This is a genomic window from Candidatus Limimorpha sp. (assembly GCF_056203535.1).
Window position 1 is genome coordinate 93,213 of sequence record NZ_JBADWU010000084.1, and the last position, 14,684, is coordinate 107,896.

Consider the following 14,684-nt stretch of genomic DNA (forward strand, 5'->3'; position numbering starts at 1 on the left):
CGGTTTAAATTAGCAAACAATAAAAACGCTCAAATCGAGTTTTAAATAACGCCGCAAATTTAGTAAAGTATGGGACACTTTGAGTTTTTAAAGCAAAAGAAATTCTACATTCACCTGCTGATTATCATTTTGCTGTTTTTCGTCCTTATGTGGATAACATTCAGGTCGTTAGATGGTTATACGCGTCACGACAAGGTTTACACGATGCCAAATTTCATTGGTCAGAACTACCTTGAAGTGCAGGAAGAATACGACCGCGACTTCAATTTCATCCTCATCGACAGTGTTTATCCAAAAGGCGAAGAGCCCGGATCGATTGTCCAGCAAGACCCTTTGCCCGACTCAAAAGTGAAAAAAGGACGCAACGTTTATTGCATCATCGTGGCCGTGATGCCTGAAAAGACAGAGATGCCCAATCTGAAAAACCTTTCGTTGCGACAGGCTGTCGGCACGCTTGAATCAAACGGCTTGGAAGTCGACAAGCTGATTTACGAAGATTATTTCGCCAAAAACGCCGTCATTGAGCAACTTTATCAAGGCCAAGTCATCGAGCCAGGGACCGAAATCGTGAAAGGCAGCAAAATCTCCTTGCGCGTTGGTTTCGGTCAGGACAAAAAGAAAATCGAGATACCGAACCTCATCGGTCGCCCGGCTGTCGAAGTCAAGCGTTTGCTGAATGTTGCAGGGCTGAACCTCGGCGAAGAGTTTTTCGACGACAGCGACAGTCTGCAATACATGAAAGTATCGAAAATGAAGCCTGGCCCAAGTTCCGCTTTGGTGGATGCCGGCACATTTGTCAACATCTGGTACCGTTCAAGCAAGAAATTTGATTTCGACAAGGAATACAAGAACCTCTTGCACGAGGATTCCATCAACAACAAGCCAAGTTTAGAGGAAATTGAAGAAATTGAAGAAGAAGCAGAAGAAAACATTGAAACCACAGACATTGAATATGAAGACGAGTTTTAAAATAGCCGCTTTGGCACTTATTTTGGGCTTTTTCGCCCATCAATCGCAAGCTCAGGAAATCCTGACGGGATTCCAATCCGGAGCGAAGCCCGCCCCATCGACAAAAACCGCCAAAAGTCCGGTAGTGACTTTGCCGTTTTTTGATGATTTCAGCAAGTCGCGGGTCTATCCTGATGCCACGAAATGGACGGACAGAAACGTTTTGGTCAACGATGGTTTCCCTTTGAATCCGCCAACGCGAAATGCTGTCACTTTGGACGTTCTCGACGAAAACGGCGAAGTCTACGACTATGCCATCAGCAACCCGTTTGTTGCAGAATATCTCACCTCGGCACGCATCCGCCTCGACTCCATCTTTGAGCCCACACCAAGAGCCATCACGCCCGCCGATTCGGTCTATTTCAGTTTCTATTTCCAACCGCAAGGCAACGGGAACGCACCCGAGGGACAAGATTCTCTCGTCCTGCAATTCGGCACCACAACCGAAAGGCAAGAATTTCTTTACATTGATTACCAGCAAGTTGACATTCAAGAGATTTTCGACATAATGCAAGTTGACACGCTGTTTCCAGGCGATACCGTTTGGAGTTTCGGCGGCTGCAATCCAAATCTTTTCGCCATCATCGGCGACACGCTGACCCACGTCACGCAAGGCAGCATTGCCATGCCATGCGATTCCATTTTTGAAACCGTCGCCGACACTACCTGGTACCACATTTGGAGTGCTCCCGGACAAACTTTAGAGCAATTCATGGCTGAAAACAACGGACAATATTTCAAGCAAGTCATGATTCCTATTACCGCCCCACGTTATTTCCGTTCCGATTTCTATTTCCGTTTCTACAACTACGCCAGCATTGTCAGCTCATTGCAGCCGAGCGGTCGCGGCAACGAAGACAACTGGAACATTGATTTAGTCTACCTAAACATCAATCGCACCAAAACCGACGGTTCAATTCCAATGTTGGCCTTTTCGGGCAAAGCGCCAAGTTTCCTGAAACGCTATCAGGCCATGCCTTATTCGCAGTACAAAGTCATCAATACCGCTGCCATCAGCGAAAGTTTTTATTTAGACATTGCCAACCTTGACAATCAGGAACACACCTTAAATTATTATTATACTGTTGACCAAGTCAATGGAAACCAGCATTACAAAAGAGAATTAGACCCCGAAACCATTGCACCATACCAGCAAATCGGGTTCTTCCCTTGTGATTATGAATCGGAATCGCCAGCATGCCCATACGTCGGTCAAGCCTTCAGCATCGACCCGTTACGCGACACAACTTCCTATATGATCTGTCATTACATTTACGATTCAACGGCTATGCCGCCAATGATGGATTCCATGATTTACCATCAAGGTTTCTATAATTATTTTGCCTACGACGACGGCACACCTGAACTCGGCTACGGCATTGAACCCGCCAACGGAAGTTTTGCCACGAAGTTTGAATTGGTCAGTCCCGACAAAATTTGCGGTGTGCAACTCCTTTTCAATCATACACTTCACGATGCCAACGACAAATATTTCGACATCGTCATCTGGAAAGAACAAAACGGACATCCGGGAGAAGAAGTCTACCGCATGAAGAACCAGCGCCCACGTTGGGAAGAACAGCCCTACAAATTCAGTTATTACGAATTTGACAAAAAAGTCGATATGACAGGCATTTTCTACATTGGCCTTGTGCAGCAAAGCAGCGGTGTCATCAACATCGGTTTCGACTCTTCAAACGACAACCGCGAATACACGTTCTACAACGTGACCGGCTCGTGGATGCAAAGCCAATATCCAGGTAGCATCATGATGCGTCCAGTGATCGGCGAATCCTATTATATAGGTGTAGATGAGCAAAACACAGATGCCATCAGCCTTTACCCGAATCCTGCATCTTCAACATTGAATATCAGCGGCATAGAAGCATCGGAAATCAGCAGCATCTGCCTTTACGACATAATGGGACGCAAACTTTATCAAGGTGCAGCGACAAACCAGATTGCCATTAGCGATTTCAACAATGGCCTTTATTTCATTCAAATCACGACCTTGGATGGTCAAAACTTTACTCAAAAATTCATCATCGAGAAATGAGCGAAGCCAACATTGACGAAATTTTAGAAAACGAAACCGCCGAAGAAGAAGGCGGCGAATTGTACGAACATATCCGCATCGTTGTCGACAAAGGCCAAGCCTTGGAACGCATCGACACTTTCCTGACCAACCATATTCAGAACATTTCGCGCAACCGCGTGCAAAATGCTGCCAAGGCTGGCAACATTTTGGTCAACGAAAAGGCTGTAAAACAGAACTATAAGGTGAAGCCGAATGATGTCATCAGCATCGTATTCAGCTATCCGCCACGCGAAACCGACATAAAGCCGCAGCAAATTCCACTTGAAATCGTTTACGAAGACGATGACGTAATCGTAATCAACAAGCAGGCCGGACTGGTCGTCCATCCTGGACACGGAAATTTTGATGGCACCTTGCTGAATGGATTGGCTTATCACTTCGAACAGACCCGCCAAAACGTTGAAAACAAGTTCGGTTACCTCGTCCACCGCATTGATAAGGACACAACGGGATTACTTTTGGTAGCCAAAAACGAGACCGCGCAAGCCATCCTTGCAAGACAATTTTTCGAACACAGCATTCACCGCCGCTACAACGCCTTGGTTTGGGGCGATTTCGACGAGGACGACGGCACCATTGAAGGCAACATCGGCCGCAGCGCCAACGACCGCCGCAAAATGGCCGTCTACCCCAACGGCGACTACGGCAAGGAAGCCATCACACACTGGCACGTTTTGGAACGTTTCGGTTACGTCACGCTGAACGAATACCGTTTGGAGACAGGCCGCACGCACCAAATCCGCGTCCACTCGCAATATATCGGTCATCCGCTTTTCAACGATGCCACTTACGGCGGCGACATGATTCTGAAAGGTACGACTTTCTCGAAATACAAGCAATTCATCGACAACTGCTTCAAAATCATCCCTCGCCATGCACTGCACGCCAAGGAATTAGGTTTCATTCACCCTACCACAGGCAAAACCATGATGTTCGTTTCCGAATTGCCCAATGACATGAAAGCCGTCTTGGAAAAATGGAGAAACTATATGAAAACCAGAAATTTAATGGAAGAATAAATATGATAGTCATTACAGGAGCAGCAGGATTCATAGCCAGCGTTGTTGCCGGCACCTTGAACCAAAACGGTTTTGAGGACTTGGTCCTGGTTGATGATTTCAACAAGACTCAAAAAAAGGAGAACTATTCCAGCAAGAAATACAAATCGCTGATTGACAGGAACGAATTTATCGCGTGGTTTGAAAACCATCACCATGAGATTGATTTCATCATTCATCTTGGCGCCCGCACCGACACCACGGAATTTGATTACAATGTGTTTCAGAAACTGAATGTCGATTACACGCTCGCCATTTGGAAAATCTGCACCGAACACCAGATTCCTTTGATTTACGCATCTTCGGCAGCCACCTACGGCATGGGCGAATTAGGCTACATCGACAGTCACGAAATCGTGAACGACTTGCAACCGCTGAATGCCTACGGACGTTCAAAAAACGAAATCGACAAGTGGATTTTGAAACAGGAAGAATGTCCGCCATTTTGGGCAGGCTTGAAGTTTTTCAACGTCTACGGTCCAAACGAATACCACAAAGGTCGCATGGCATCGGTCATTCTTCATTCCTTTGGGCAAATCAACACGACCGGACAAGTCAAGTTGTTCCGCTCGCATCGCCCTGATTATAAGGATGGTCAGCAATTGCGAGATTTCGTATATGTAAAAGATGTCGCCAACGTCATTCTCTGGCTCATGCAACATAAGCCGGAAAGCGGTCTGTACAATGTAGGGACAGGCAAAGCGCGTTCTTTCTACGATTTGGCCGACAACACCTTCAAAGCCTTGCATTTGAAAACAAACATCGAATTCATCGACACGCCATTAGACATTCGCGACAAATACCAGTATTTTACGGAAGCCAAAATGGACAAACTACGCAAAGCCGGTTACGACAAGACTTTCACCACCTTGGAAGACGGCGTAAACGACTATGTGACAAACTATTTGATTGGGAAACGATATTTCTGACAAGCGAATTTGCAAAACAACATTCTGAAAAATCAAAAAGGATGACCTTTTCAGGTCATCCTTTTTAAATAGTATGAAATAAAGGATATTATTCCTTGACTTCTTCTGCTGGTGTAGCTTCAACGGCAGGAGTTTCCTCAGCCTTTGGAGCGGCCTTCTTGCTGCTACGACGGGTTGTCTTAGCCTTGGCAGCCTTCTTTTCGGTGCCAGTGTAGACATCGTTGTAGTCGACGAGTTCCATCATGCACATTTCAGCGGCATCACCCTCACGGTTGAAAGGCATACGGATGATTCTGGTATAGCCACCAGGACGGTTAGCAACCTTAGTGCTGACTTCGCGGAACAATTCGGTGACAGCAAATTTGTTTTGCAAGTAAGCAAAAACAAGACGGCGGTTAGCAGTGTTGTCTTCCTTTGAACGGGTGATCAGAGGTTCGACATACATTCTCAAAGCCTTAGCCTTAGCTGTAGTGGTTATGATACGTTTGTTAAGAATCAGCGATGAAGCCATGTTTGAAAGCATAGCCTTGCGGTGAGCGCTTTTTCTTCCCAAGTGATTGATTTTCTTATTGTGTCTCATCTTTCTTATTCCTTATCTAATTTATATTTGCTGACATTCATACCGAACTCGAGGCCACGGCTGCGGACCAGTTCTTCAAGTTCCGTGAGAGATTTCTTACCGAAATTGCGGAATTTGAGGAGGTCGGCCTTGTTGAAGGCGACAAGTTCACCAAGCGTTTCAACTTCAGCAGCCTTCAGGCAGTTCAGTGCACGGACTGAGAGGTCCATGTCGACGAGCTTGGTCTTCAGCAGCTGACGCGTATGCAGAGAAGTTTCATCGAATTCTTCAGTGACTGTCTTTTCGTCCGGGACGAGGGTAATCTTTTCGTCGGAGAACAGCATGAAGTGGAAGATGAGAATCTTTGCAGCTTCTTTCAAAGCTTCTTTCGGGTGGATGGAACCATCGGTGTCGATTTCGATGACGAGCTTTTCGTAGTCAGTCTTTTGTTCAACACGCCAGTTTTCCACTCTGAAGCTCACGTTACGGATAGGTGTGAAAATGGAGTCGATAGCGATAGTATCGACAGCAGCGCCTAAAGTCTTGTTTTCGTCAGCAGGAACATAACCTCTGCCCTTGCCTATCGTGATTTCGACATTCAGTTTCACTGACGGGTCGAGATTGCAGATGACGAGTTCAGGATTGAGCACCTGGAAGTTGGCGAGGAACTTGTTGATGTCGCCAGCGACAAACTGTTCCTGACCGCAGATGGTGACGTTAATCTTTTCGTGGTTTTCGCCAACGACGAGTTGCTTGAAACGGACTTGCTTGAAGTTCAAGACCATGTCGGCAACGTCTTCGATAACGCCATCAATGGAGGCGAACTCATGACTTACACCGTCGATGCGGATAGAGGTGATAGCGAAGCCTTCGAGTGAAGACAGCAGTATTCTCCTCAGCGCATTTCCAATGGTTATACCGAAACCTGGTTCCAGAGGTCTGAATTCAAAAACACCTTTGGTATCGGTGCTTTCAACCATGATAACCTCATCAGGTTTTTGAAACGCTAATATTGCCATATTTTCTTTATTTACCAGGTTAAAAATCAACAATTACTTAGAATACAATTCGACGATGAGCTGTTCGTTGATATTTTCAGGAATTTCCTCACGGGTAGGATAATTCAAGAACTTACCACACATCTTGGCAGCATCCCATTCAAGCCAAGCATGACTGCTTGTTGAACGGCCTTCAACTGAATTGGTAATGACTTCCAAGCTCTTAGATTTTTCACGCACGCCAATGACATCACCTACCTTAGCGAGGTATGAAGGGATGCCAAGGATTTCACCGTTGACGGTGATGTGGCGGTGGCTAACGAGCTGACGTGCAGCTGCACGGGTTGGAGCGATGCCGAGACGATAAACGAGGTTGTCGAGACGTGATTCCATAAGCTGCATCAGGATCAAACCTGTGACGCCTTCCTTACGTCTTGCCAATTCGAAGGTCTTGCGGAATTGCTTTTCCAGAACGCCGTATGTATATTTAGCCTTTTGCTTTTCCTTCAGCTGGGTGCCATATTCAGATACTTTCTTTCTTCTTGCAGCAGCGCCGTGCATCCCAGGAGGATAGTTTCTCTTTTCGAAGTACTTGTCTGAACCAAAGATAGGTTCACCGAACTTACGAGCTATTTTCGTTTTAGGACCTGTATATCTAGCCATAATTCAAATTTTTTAATTGTTCAACTATTATACTCTTCTACGTTTTGGAGGACGGCAACCGTTGTGTGGCAATGGGGTGACGTCGATGATTTCGGTCACTTCAACACCCATTGAGTGGATAGCACGGATTGCAGATTCACGTCCTGCACCAGGTCCCTTTACATAAACTTTAACTTTACGTAATCCCAAGTCATAGGCAGTCTTGGTGCATTCTTCAGCGGCCATTTGTGCAGCGTATGGGGTGTTCTTCTTCGAACCCTTGAAACCCATCTTGCCGGCTGATGCCCAAGAGATGACTTGTCCTTCATTGTTAGTCAAAGAAATGATAATGTTATTGAAAGAAGCCTTCACGAAAGCCATGCCCGTAGCTTCAATCTTAACAACACGTTTCTTAGTTACTTTATTGGTCTTTGCCATTTTGTAATTTGTGATTTTGTAATTAAATATGATCCAACTACCTAACGATTACTTAGTAGCTTTCTTCTTGTTTGCAACAGTCTTCTTGCGGCCCTTACGGGTACGTGCGTTGTTCTTGGTGCTTTGTCCGCGCACTGGCAGACCTGCACGATGACGGACACCTCTGTAGCAACCGATATCCATCAAACGCTTAATGTTCATCTGAACTTCACCGCGAAGTTCACCTTCGGTCTTGTACTGTTCGGCAATGATGTTACGAACAGTGTTCTGTTCCTCGTCGGTCCAATCCTGAACTTTCTTGCTTGGTTCAACACCAGCCTTGGCCAGGATTTCCTTCGACAAAGATCTTCCGATACCGTAAATGTAGGTTAAAGAGATTTCTCCAGCTTTATTGCTCGGGATATCTACACCAGCGATTCTTGCCATATTATCTTAATGCTTAAATTAGTAATTCTACTCGATTAACCCTGACGCTGATTTTCCTTAGGGTTCTTCTTATTAATAACGTACACTCTGCCCTTACGCTTCACAATGATGCAGTCGGCAGATCTCTTCTTTACAGATGCTTGAACTTTCATATCTATTCTTATTAATTGTTCGCGATTAATTCTTGTATCTGAATGTGATACGGCCTTTTGTCAAATCGTAAGGAGACATTTCTACCTTAACCTTGTCGCCTGGCAATATCTTGATGTAGTGCATACGCATCTTTCCGGAAATAGTGGCCGTGATGACCAGACCGTTTTCCAGTTCGACGCGGAACATGGCATTACCTAATGCTTCGACAACGGTGCCTTCCTGTTCTATTGACAATTGTTTTACCATACTTTATTCTTCTACTTTTACTTTTTTCTTTATTAAAATACTGACAACGAGCTTAAAACGCTATTGTCCTACGCTATTTCGGGCGGCAAAGGTAGTAATTCTTTTCCAAACTGATGTCATTTTTTCAATAATTTTCAAAAAACGGCACTGTCGGTGAGGATTTTACCTAAGATTCAGGAGACCTCTGTTTCCACTGAAGAAGCAGAGGCTTCCTGAATTATAGCGAGGCTCGAAGCCTGAAGTTCAATCTTACATTCTGCCTACACGACCCTTGATACGACCCGACTTGGTCAGACCATCGTAGTGGCGCATCAGGAGGTGGCTTTCGATTTGTTGCAATGTGTCGAGCACAACGCCAACGAGAATCAACAGTGAAGTACCGCCATAGAAGTGTGAGAATGACGAGCTGACGCCCATGAGGGAAACGATAGCAGGCATGATAGCGACGATGGCGAGGAAAATTGATCCTGGCAACGTGATTCTTGACATGATGTTGTCAAGGTATTCAGCGGTCTTCTTACCAGGCTTGACGCCAGGGATGAAGCCACCGTTCTTCTTGATATCTTCGGCCATCTGGTTGCAGTTGATGGTAACTGCCGTATAGAAATACGTGAAGGCGATGATGAGGATGAAGAAAACGAAGTTGTACCAGAAACCGTTGACATTGGTGAAAGCAGCTGCGAAACCTGTCAAGCTCTCAGTCTGTCTGAAACCGGCGATGGTGATAGGCAGGAACATGATAGCCTGAGCGAAGATGATAGGCATAACGCCGGCAGCATTCACTTTCAGCGGGATGTACTGACGGACACCGCCGTACTGACGGTTACCGACAACACGCTTGGCATACTGTACCGGAATCTTTCTGGTGCCTTGCACGAGGGCGATGGTGCCGATCATGACAAAGAACAGAACGATCAGTTCAATAACGAGAACCAGAAGGCCAGTGCCGCCTTGTGCGAAGCGGGCTGCGCATTCACCGACGAAAGCACCGGGGAGACGTGCAATGATACCGATCATAATGATCAGGGAGATACCATTGCCGATACCCTTGTCCGTAATCTTTTCACCGAGCCACATGATGAACAGGGTGCCGGCGACAAGAAGGACGACAGATGAGAACCAGAAGAAGAAACCTGGATTAGAAACACCATCAAAAGGAGTGATAGCAAATTTAGCAGCTGGACCCAATTGATAAATAACGTTTCTGATGTAGCCAGGAGCCTGAACGATGACGATTATGACAGTCAGATAACGCATAATCTGGTTCATCTTCTTACGGCCGCTTTCACCTTCCTTCTGCAGGCGCTGGAAGTACGGGACAGCCATGCCGAGCAGTTGGATGATGATGGACGCTGTGATGTAAGGCATGATGCCCAATGCGAAGATAGAAGCATTACCGAAAGCGCCGCCGGAGAACATGTTGAGCAATCCGAGAAGGCCTTGGCTACTGCTGTTCTGTAGCGCAGACAATTGGTTCGGGTCGATGCCTGGAAGGACAACGAACGAACCGAAGCGGTAGATCAAGATGATGAGCAACGTAAACAGTATACGTTTACGAAGTTCTTCGATCTTAAAGATGTTCCTTATAGTTTCTATTAATCTGTTCATCGCGAATTAGTATTTTTCGCAGGTTCCGCCGGCAGCTTCGATAGCCTGCTGAGCCTTAGCGGAAAATGCGTGTGCTTTAACTTCTAATTTTGCAGTCAGTTCACCACGGCCAAGAATCTTGACGAGTTCTTTCTTGTGAGTGATACCTTTTTCGACAAGCACTTCAGGAGTGATCACTGAAACGCCGTTTTCAGCAAGTTTCTGCAAAGTTGAGAGGTTAACCGGGCAATACTCCACGCGATTCAGGTTTTTGAAACCGAACTTAGGAACCAAACGGACGAGAGGCATTTGACCGCCTTGGAAGCCAATCTTGTTCTTTGCGCCAGAGCGTGCCTGAGCACCCTTATGACCACGTGTAGATGTGCCACCTTTTCCCGAACCTTGGCCACGGCCTTTTCTTGTCTTGTTCTTTACAGAACCTTTTGCTGGTTTGAGATTACTTAAATCCATAATATTGCAGATTTGATTAAGTTCAACAATTAAATTTCTTCGATCTTAAGAAGGTGAGCTACCTTGTTCACCATACCGGCCAGGCAAGGGTTGTCCATGTCAACTTCTGCTGACTGGTGCATCTTTCTCAGACCGAGTGATTTCAATGTGTCCTTCTGATCTTGTGGTCTTCCGATACCACTTCTGATTTGGGTGATTCTTACTTTTTTCATCGTTTCAAAAGTTTTATCCGTTAAACACAGTATCCAAATCCACACCTCTCAGTTCGGCGACAGTATAAGCATCGCGCATTCTTGTGAGAGCATCGAATGTAGCCTTAACCACTGAGTGAGGGTTGGAAGAACCTTTTGACTTAGCCATCACGTTCTTCACGCCGACACTTTCGAGCACGGCACGCATAGCACCACCTGCGATGACACCGGTACCAGGAGTAGCTGGCTGGATGTAAACGTAAGCGCCGCTGTATTTACCATACTGTTCGTGAGGCAATGTTCCATTCAATACTGGAACCTTAACGAGGTTTTTCTTTGCATCATCGACGCCCTTCTGGATGGCGGCGGTAGCTTCCTTGGCTTTGCCGAGACCGTAACCGACGACACCATTCTCATTGCCTACGACAACAAGAGCAGCAAATGTGAAAGTACGACCGCCCTTTGTCACCTTTGTGACGCGGTTGATGCTAACGAGACGTTCCTTGAACTCGATTTCGCTAGATTTTACTCTTTTTACGTTAACTTCTGCCATGACAATTAGAATTTTAATCCTCCATTACGAGCGCCGTCAGCCAGTGACTTGACTCTACCATGATACAAATAACCGTTACGGTCGAACACTACGGCTTCGATGCCGGCAGCCTTAGCCTTTTCGGCGATCAGGGTGCCAACCTTAGCGGCCTGTTCGATCTTCGTAATCTTTTCATTTTCGATGCCATTCTCGCGTGAGCTGGCAGCAGCCAATGTCTTGCCGACTTCGTCGTCAATCAGCTGCACATAGATTTGCTTGTTGCTTCTGAAGACGCTCATGCGTGGACGGGCAGCAGTACCAGAGATTTTCTTTCTGATGCTCTTCTTGATGATTTGTCTTCTTTCTTCTTTAGTTTTTGCCATTTTCTTACTGAGGTATTAATGATTACTTACCAGCAGCTTTACCTGCCTTACGTCTCAGGACTTCGCCTTCGAACTTGATACCCTTACCCTTATAAGGTTCAGGCTCACGCATTGAACGAATCTTTGCGGCCACCTGACCAAGAAGTTGTTTGTCGTATGAACGCATCTTCAAAATAGGATTCTTACCTCTTTCGTTGATGGTTTCAATTTTAATCTCTGCCGGCATCTCGAAGAAGATGTTGTGAGAGAAACCAAGACCTAATTCAAGGATCTGTCCCTTAGCTTCAGCCTTGTAGCCGACGCCGACAAATTCCTGAACGGTTTCGAAACCTTCGCTTACACCCTTGACCATGTTGGCGATCAAAGCGCGATAGAGGCCATGCTTTGAGCCAGCTTCAGCAACTGCTTCGTTTGGCTTGACATGGATCTGGTCGCCTTCGATTTCGAGGATGACATGATCGTAGAATTTCTGTGAAAGTTCACCGAGTTTACCTTTAACTGTAATGACCTGAGCATCGTTGTCGATGTTCACTGTAACGCCGGCCGGAATGGCGATAGGCAATTTACCAATACGTGACATATTCTCTATCTCCTTCCTTTAATTAGCTAACGTAACACAAAACTTCGCCACCGATGTGGAGCTTACGGGCTTCCTTGTCAGTCATAACACCCTGAGAAGTGGAAATGATGGCGATACCGAGGCCATTCATCACTCTTGGGAGGTTTTCGCTGTCTGCATATCTTCTCAAACCAGGACGTGAAACGCGGTCGATGGTTGTGATTGCAGGCACTTTGGTCACAGGATGATACTTAAGAGCGATCTTAATGACATTCTGTGATTTCTTTTCGCCTTCTTCAAACTTATAGTTGAGGATGTAGCCCTTTTCGAAAAGGATCTGGGTCATAGCCTTCTTAATGTTTGAAGCCGGGATTTCAACGATTCTATGCTTTGCATTGACAGCATTGCGAATACGTGTCAAATAATCTGCTATAGGGTCTGTATTCATCTTTAATCTAATCTTAAATGTTTACCAACTAGCTTTCTTAACACCTGGGATCAAGCCTTTCAGTGCCATTTCACGGAAATTGATACGTGAGATGCCGAACTGTCTCATATAGCCCTTTGGACGGCCAGTGAGTTGGCAACGGTTGTGCAAACGGACTGGTGAAGCGTTCTTAGGCAGTTTCTGCAAAGCTTCATAATCGCCAGCTTCCTTCAAGGCTGCACGCTTAGCGGCGTATTTGGCCACCATTTGTGCTCTTTTGCGCTCGCGCGCTTTCATTGACTCTTTTGCCATGGTTTACTTTTTTTGATTTTTAAAAGGAAGACCGAATTTTTTCAACAAAGCCAAAGCCTCTTGGTCAGTATTGGCTGAAGTGACGAAGGTGATGTTCATACCGTTCAGTTTGTTAACCTTTTCGATATCGATTTCCGGGAAAATGATCTGTTCGGTGATACCGAAGCTGTAATTGCCACGGCCATCAAAGCCTTTGTCGTTGATACCCCTGAAGTCACGGACACGTGGAAGGGCTACGCAGACTAAACGTTCGAGAAATTCGTACATCTTGTCACCGCGCAGCGTTACGTGCACGCCAATCGGGTTGCCACGGCGCAGTTTGAAGTTACTGACGTCGTGCTTAGAAATAGTCGGTACGGCTTTCTGACCGGTGATAGCTGTCATTTCCTCTACACCATAGTCAATCAGTTTCTTATCGGCCAAAGCTGCGCCGATACCCTGATTAAGTGAAATTTTCAAAAGCCGTGGAACCTGCATCACTGATTTGTAGTGGAATTCTTCCATCAATGCAGGCACGATTTCACTCTTGTATTGTCCTCTAAGTCTGGGTTGATAGTTCATATTACTTTATGATTTCGCCTGTTTTCTTTGAATAACGGACTGATTTGCCGTTTTCGTCTTTCTTACGGCCAATTCTGGTAGGTTTGCCGCTCTTGTCGACAACCATCAGGTTGGAGATGTGGATAGGGGCTTCCTGTTTGATGATGCCGCCTTGTGGATGTTCGGTGTTAGGGCGTGTGTGCTTCGAAATGATTCTGACGCCTTCGACGACAGCTCTATTCTTTTCGACATCGACGCTCATGACCTTACCCTGTTTGCCTTTGTCATTGCCTGAAAGGACCAAAACAGTGTCGCCTTTCTTTACATGTAATTTACTCATAGTTGATTCGAATTTTTAATTACAATACTTCTGGAGCGAGCGAAACTATTTTCATGAAATTCTTTTCACGCAACTCTCTGGCAACTGGTCCAAAGATACGTGTACCGACGAGTTCACCGGCCTGGTTCAGAAGAACGCAGGCATTGTCGTCGAAGCGGATATAAGATCCGTCGGGACGGCGAATTTCCTTCTTTGTGCGTACGACTACAGCCTTTGAAACTGTACCCTTCTTGGCTTCTGAGCCCGGAATTGCACTCTTGATGGATACGACAATCTCATCTCCGACTGTCGCATAACGGTGGCGTGTACCTCCAAGCACACGGATGCAAAGAACTTCCTTCGCACCGCTGTTGTCAGCCACCTGTAAACGTGTTTCCTGCTGTATCATAATTACTTAGCTTTTTCTACAATTTCTACGAGTCTCCAGTTCTTGGTCTTGCTCAGGGGACGGGTCTCCATAATGCGGACGGTATCACCCTCACCGCACTCGTTCTTCTCGTCCTGGGCAACAAACTTCGTGGTCTTCTTTACGAACTTTCCATAGAGGGGATGCTTCTCCTTTATCTCTACGGCAACGATGATGGTCTTGTCCATCTTGTTGCTGACCACTACTCCGATTCTTTCCTTGCGAAGATTTCTTTCCATAATCTTTTAGTTTTGTTTTTCTTTTTCAGCAAGGATAGTGATCATAAGAGCGATATCCCTTCTGGTCTTGCTAATCTTGGAAGTATCCTCCAACGGAGAGATAGCGTGATTAATCTTCATTGTGTCAAGATTGTTTTTCTCA

Annotated in this window: 24 protein-coding genes; 4 read left to right on the forward strand and 20 right to left on the reverse strand. The window is 45.9% G+C overall.

What is annotated here, in order from left to right:
• Positions 1 to 69 precede the first annotated feature (69 nt).
• The 4 genes from AC06MN_RS10130 to rfaD are packed head-to-tail and all read left to right on the forward strand — an operon-like array spanning position 70 to position 5,093.
• Positions 70 to 969 carry a PASTA domain-containing protein gene (locus AC06MN_RS10130; protein WP_475672255.1) on the forward strand — a complete coding sequence of 300 codons (900 nt, stop codon included), beginning with the start codon at positions 70 to 72 and terminating at the stop codon, positions 967 to 969.
• Complete coding sequence (locus tag AC06MN_RS10135; RefSeq protein ID WP_475672256.1) at positions 953 to 3,064, forward strand: T9SS type A sorting domain-containing protein; 2,112 nt, start codon at positions 953 to 955, stop codon at positions 3,062 to 3,064. Before AC06MN_RS10130 ends, AC06MN_RS10135 begins: the two co-directional genes overlap by 17 nt.
• A complete protein-coding gene (locus tag AC06MN_RS10140) occupies positions 3,061 to 4,125 on the forward strand; it encodes an RluA family pseudouridine synthase (protein WP_475672257.1) in 1,065 nt (354 codons plus the stop codon). The genes AC06MN_RS10135 and AC06MN_RS10140 overlap by 4 nt, the downstream gene beginning before the upstream one ends.
• Positions 4,126 to 4,127: 2 nt before the next feature.
• Positions 4,128 to 5,093: an ADP-glyceromanno-heptose 6-epimerase gene (rfaD, locus tag AC06MN_RS10145; RefSeq protein WP_475672258.1), complete on the forward strand. Its 966-nt coding sequence runs from the start codon at positions 4,128 to 4,130 to the stop codon at positions 5,091 to 5,093.
• Positions 5,094 to 5,181: 88 nt separating this feature from the next.
• Here rfaD and rplQ read toward each other — a convergent pair whose 3' ends face one another.
• The 20 genes from rplQ to rpmC form a co-directional block, all read right to left on the reverse strand.
• Positions 5,182 to 5,673 (reverse strand): 50S ribosomal protein L17, encoded by a 492-nt coding sequence (gene rplQ / locus AC06MN_RS10150; RefSeq protein WP_475672259.1) that lies wholly within the window; start codon positions 5,671 to 5,673, stop codon positions 5,182 to 5,184.
• A 5-nt stretch (positions 5,674 to 5,678) separates the two neighbouring features.
• Complete coding sequence (locus AC06MN_RS10155; protein ID WP_475672260.1) at positions 5,679 to 6,671, reverse strand: DNA-directed RNA polymerase subunit alpha; 993 nt, start codon at positions 6,669 to 6,671, stop codon at positions 5,679 to 5,681.
• 33 nt (positions 6,672 to 6,704) lie between these two features.
• A complete protein-coding gene (rpsD, locus tag AC06MN_RS10160; protein WP_475672261.1) occupies positions 6,705 to 7,313 on the reverse strand; it encodes a 30S ribosomal protein S4 in 609 nt (202 codons plus the stop codon).
• A 27-nt stretch (positions 7,314 to 7,340) separates the two neighbouring features.
• Entirely contained in the window at positions 7,341 to 7,730 is a 390-nt protein-coding gene (gene rpsK / locus AC06MN_RS10165) for a 30S ribosomal protein S11 (protein ID WP_475672262.1), read from the reverse strand.
• A 48-nt stretch (positions 7,731 to 7,778) separates the two neighbouring features.
• Positions 7,779 to 8,156 (reverse strand): 30S ribosomal protein S13, encoded by a 378-nt coding sequence (rpsM, locus tag AC06MN_RS10170; protein ID WP_475672263.1) that lies wholly within the window; start codon positions 8,154 to 8,156, stop codon positions 7,779 to 7,781.
• Between the two features lie 35 nt (positions 8,157 to 8,191).
• Positions 8,192 to 8,308, reverse strand: a complete 117-nt coding sequence (gene rpmJ, locus AC06MN_RS10175; RefSeq protein ID WP_475672264.1) for a 50S ribosomal protein L36 — start codon at positions 8,306 to 8,308, stop codon at positions 8,192 to 8,194.
• Between the two features lie 25 nt (positions 8,309 to 8,333).
• Positions 8,334 to 8,555 (reverse strand): translation initiation factor IF-1, encoded by a 222-nt coding sequence (infA, locus tag AC06MN_RS10180; RefSeq protein WP_475672265.1) that lies wholly within the window; start codon positions 8,553 to 8,555, stop codon positions 8,334 to 8,336.
• Positions 8,556 to 8,804: 249 nt separating this feature from the next.
• A complete protein-coding gene (gene secY / locus AC06MN_RS10185; protein WP_475672266.1) occupies positions 8,805 to 10,163 on the reverse strand; it encodes a preprotein translocase subunit SecY in 1,359 nt (452 codons plus the stop codon).
• A gap of 6 nt (positions 10,164 to 10,169) precedes the next feature.
• A complete protein-coding gene (gene rplO / locus AC06MN_RS10190) occupies positions 10,170 to 10,613 on the reverse strand; it encodes a 50S ribosomal protein L15 (protein WP_475672267.1) in 444 nt (147 codons plus the stop codon).
• Positions 10,614 to 10,642: 29 nt separating this feature from the next.
• Positions 10,643 to 10,825, reverse strand: coding sequence for a 50S ribosomal protein L30 (rpmD, locus tag AC06MN_RS10195; protein ID WP_475672268.1), 183 nt, complete (start codon positions 10,823 to 10,825; stop codon positions 10,643 to 10,645).
• A 13-nt stretch (positions 10,826 to 10,838) separates the two neighbouring features.
• Positions 10,839 to 11,357 (reverse strand): 30S ribosomal protein S5, encoded by a 519-nt coding sequence (gene rpsE, locus AC06MN_RS10200; protein ID WP_475672269.1) that lies wholly within the window; start codon positions 11,355 to 11,357, stop codon positions 10,839 to 10,841.
• A 5-nt stretch (positions 11,358 to 11,362) separates the two neighbouring features.
• Positions 11,363 to 11,719, reverse strand: a complete 357-nt coding sequence (rplR, locus tag AC06MN_RS10205; RefSeq protein ID WP_475672270.1) for a 50S ribosomal protein L18 — start codon at positions 11,717 to 11,719, stop codon at positions 11,363 to 11,365.
• Positions 11,720 to 11,741: 22 nt separating this feature from the next.
• Positions 11,742 to 12,299 (reverse strand): 50S ribosomal protein L6, encoded by a 558-nt coding sequence (rplF, locus tag AC06MN_RS10210; protein ID WP_475672271.1) that lies wholly within the window; start codon positions 12,297 to 12,299, stop codon positions 11,742 to 11,744.
• A gap of 22 nt (positions 12,300 to 12,321) precedes the next feature.
• Complete coding sequence (gene rpsH / locus AC06MN_RS10215) at positions 12,322 to 12,726, reverse strand: 30S ribosomal protein S8 (protein WP_475672272.1); 405 nt, start codon at positions 12,724 to 12,726, stop codon at positions 12,322 to 12,324.
• Positions 12,727 to 12,747: 21 nt separating this feature from the next.
• Positions 12,748 to 13,017 (reverse strand): 30S ribosomal protein S14, encoded by a 270-nt coding sequence (gene rpsN, locus AC06MN_RS10220; protein WP_475672273.1) that lies wholly within the window; start codon positions 13,015 to 13,017, stop codon positions 12,748 to 12,750.
• 3 nt (positions 13,018 to 13,020) lie between these two features.
• Positions 13,021 to 13,578, reverse strand: a complete 558-nt coding sequence (gene rplE / locus AC06MN_RS10225; RefSeq protein ID WP_475672274.1) for a 50S ribosomal protein L5 — start codon at positions 13,576 to 13,578, stop codon at positions 13,021 to 13,023.
• 1 nt (position 13,579) lies between these two features.
• On the reverse strand, positions 13,580 to 13,897 hold the full coding sequence (gene rplX, locus AC06MN_RS10230) for a 50S ribosomal protein L24 (protein ID WP_475672275.1): 318 nt from the start codon (positions 13,895 to 13,897) through the stop codon (positions 13,580 to 13,582).
• Between the two features lie 19 nt (positions 13,898 to 13,916).
• Entirely contained in the window at positions 13,917 to 14,285 is a 369-nt protein-coding gene (gene rplN / locus AC06MN_RS10235) for a 50S ribosomal protein L14 (protein WP_475672276.1), read from the reverse strand.
• Between the two features lie 2 nt (positions 14,286 to 14,287).
• Positions 14,288 to 14,542, reverse strand: a complete 255-nt coding sequence (gene rpsQ, locus AC06MN_RS10240; protein ID WP_475672277.1) for a 30S ribosomal protein S17 — start codon at positions 14,540 to 14,542, stop codon at positions 14,288 to 14,290.
• A gap of 6 nt (positions 14,543 to 14,548) precedes the next feature.
• Positions 14,549 to 14,684 (reverse strand): 50S ribosomal protein L29 (gene rpmC / locus AC06MN_RS10245; protein WP_475672280.1); only part of this gene is annotated, 136 nt, incomplete at its 5' end.

Coding starts and splice junctions, on each gene's coding strand:
- secY (WP_475672266.1), bottom strand. CDS start 10,163: ATGAACAGATTAATAGAAACTATAAGGAACATCTTTAAGATCGAAGAA.
- rplX (WP_475672275.1), bottom strand. CDS start 13,897: ATGAGTAAATTACATGTAAAGAAAGGCGACACTGTTTTGGTCCTTTCA.
- rpsE (WP_475672269.1), bottom strand. CDS start 11,357: ATGGCAGAAGTTAACGTAAAAAGAGTAAAATCTAGCGAAATCGAGTTC.
- AC06MN_RS10135 (WP_475672256.1), top strand. CDS start 953: ATGAAGACGAGTTTTAAAATAGCCGCTTTGGCACTTATTTTGGGCTTT.
- rpsN (WP_475672273.1), bottom strand. CDS start 13,017: ATGGCAAAAGAGTCAATGAAAGCGCGCGAGCGCAAAAGAGCACAAATG.
- AC06MN_RS10155 (WP_475672260.1), bottom strand. CDS start 6,671: ATGGCAATATTAGCGTTTCAAAAACCTGATGAGGTTATCATGGTTGAA.
- rpsK (WP_475672262.1), bottom strand. CDS start 7,730: ATGGCAAAGACCAATAAAGTAACTAAGAAACGTGTTGTTAAGATTGAA.
- AC06MN_RS10130 (WP_475672255.1), top strand. CDS start 70: ATGGGACACTTTGAGTTTTTAAAGCAAAAGAAATTCTACATTCACCTG.
- rplN (WP_475672276.1), bottom strand. CDS start 14,285: ATGATACAGCAGGAAACACGTTTACAGGTGGCTGACAACAGCGGTGCG.
- AC06MN_RS10140 (WP_475672257.1), top strand. CDS start 3,061: ATGAGCGAAGCCAACATTGACGAAATTTTAGAAAACGAAACCGCCGAA.
- rplR (WP_475672270.1), bottom strand. CDS start 11,719: ATGGCAAAAACTAAAGAAGAAAGAAGACAAATCATCAAGAAGAGCATC.
- rplQ (WP_475672259.1), bottom strand. CDS start 5,673: ATGAGACACAATAAGAAAATCAATCACTTGGGAAGAAAAAGCGCTCAC.
- rpsD (WP_475672261.1), bottom strand. CDS start 7,313: ATGGCTAGATATACAGGTCCTAAAACGAAAATAGCTCGTAAGTTCGGT.
- rplE (WP_475672274.1), bottom strand. CDS start 13,578: ATGAACTATCAACCCAGACTTAGAGGACAATACAAGAGTGAAATCGTG.
- rpsQ (WP_475672277.1), bottom strand. CDS start 14,542: ATGGAAAGAAATCTTCGCAAGGAAAGAATCGGAGTAGTGGTCAGCAAC.
- rpsH (WP_475672272.1), bottom strand. CDS start 12,726: ATGAATACAGACCCTATAGCAGATTATTTGACACGTATTCGCAATGCT.
- rfaD (WP_475672258.1), top strand. CDS start 4,128: ATGATAGTCATTACAGGAGCAGCAGGATTCATAGCCAGCGTTGTTGCC.
- rplF (WP_475672271.1), bottom strand. CDS start 12,299: ATGTCACGTATTGGTAAATTGCCTATCGCCATTCCGGCCGGCGTTACA.
- rplO (WP_475672267.1), bottom strand. CDS start 10,613: ATGGATTTAAGTAATCTCAAACCAGCAAAAGGTTCTGTAAAGAACAAG.
- rpsM (WP_475672263.1), bottom strand. CDS start 8,156: ATGGCAAGAATCGCTGGTGTAGATATCCCGAGCAATAAAGCTGGAGAA.
- rpmJ (WP_475672264.1), bottom strand. CDS start 8,308: ATGAAAGTTCAAGCATCTGTAAAGAAGAGATCTGCCGACTGCATCATT.
- infA (WP_475672265.1), bottom strand. CDS start 8,555: ATGGTAAAACAATTGTCAATAGAACAGGAAGGCACCGTTGTCGAAGCA.
- rpmD (WP_475672268.1), bottom strand. CDS start 10,825: ATGAAAAAAGTAAGAATCACCCAAATCAGAAGTGGTATCGGAAGACCA.